The organism is Neobacillus paridis, from assembly GCF_016765675.1.
GTDB classification, from domain to species: Bacteria; Bacillota; Bacilli; order Bacillales; family Cytobacillaceae; genus Neobacillus; species Neobacillus paridis.
Genome location: NZ_JAESWB010000192.1, coordinates 1 through 1027, shown reverse-complemented (window position 1 = coordinate 1027; position 1027 = coordinate 1). Strand labels below are relative to the sequence as shown.

At 57.1% G+C, this 1027-nt stretch carries 2 protein-coding genes; both read left to right on the top strand.

Translation table 11 applies throughout. From position 1 onward, the window contains the following. Positions 1-221 (top strand): hypothetical protein (locus tag JK635_RS28480; RefSeq protein ID WP_235888126.1); only part of this gene is annotated, 221 nt, incomplete at its 5' end. 193 nt (positions 222-414) lie between these two features. Next, the coding region (locus tag JK635_RS28475; protein WP_498043871.1) for a helix-turn-helix domain-containing protein at positions 415-1027 on the top strand (613 nt) is incomplete at its 3' end.

The following is a 1027-nucleotide window of genomic DNA, read 5'->3' as shown; positions in this document are numbered from 1 at the left end:
CCGCGCCCCGCTTCAGGCATCGCCGTCACGGGGACCCCGCGTCAGCGGGGCGCGATCATCGGGTCGCCTTTTTTGCCCCTCTTTTTTGGCGAAGCAAAAAAGAGGGTCGCCTGCCGGGGCGAACTCCCGGCCTGGTCATGACGACAGTGCTTTCGTTTTGGGTCATCAGGCGTGAAGACGTCACTGCGAAGCAGCAGTTGCTTTTGACGTTAAAGGTTTAAGTTTCAAAACCCGTTGAACAACAACACCGACAGTGCTGCCCGTGCCTTGCCGGGTGACGCAACGCCGCTGCACTGCCGTGGAGACAAGCCGGGAGTCCGCCCGGTACGGTTTACTCTCATAGGTAACACATTAATTCAAGCACATGGGTAACAGTTTATTACCCTATGGCTATCTTCATAGTTGGAGAAAGCCATGCCGTGGAAGGATGTGAAGCCGATGGATGAGAAGATTCTGTTCATAGCCGATTACCTGCGACAGGTGGATACCTTCAGCCAGTTGTGTGAACGATTTGGGGTAAGCCGCAAGACCGGTTACAAGTGGGTCGAGCGCTATCAACAAGGCGGGTCAGAGGCATTGGAAGAGCGTAGCCGCAAGCGCCATACCCAGGCTACGCAAATCCCTTACGCTGTCCAACAGGCAGTCTTGCAGTTGCGCGAGCATCCGGATACGNCTACGCAAATCCCTTACGCTGTCCAACAGGCAGTCTTGCAGTTGCGCGAGCATCCGGATACGCCCGGACCGAAGAAGATCCGGGCCCTGTTGGCGAGGACTCATGCCGAGCAGGAGATCCCGTCCACGACGACGATCTACAACATCCTCAAACGAGCTGGCAAGATCGAAACGAGGCAGCGCACACGCAAGGTCACTGCTCAGCCAGGCCCACTACGCTGTGCAGCCACGCCAAACGAATTATGGAGCGCCGACTACAAGGGCCAGTTCAAGACGCAAGACGGTCGGTGGTGCTATCCACTGACCGTAATGGATCATGCCAGCCGGTATTTGCTGGGGTGCCAGGGCCTGGAGG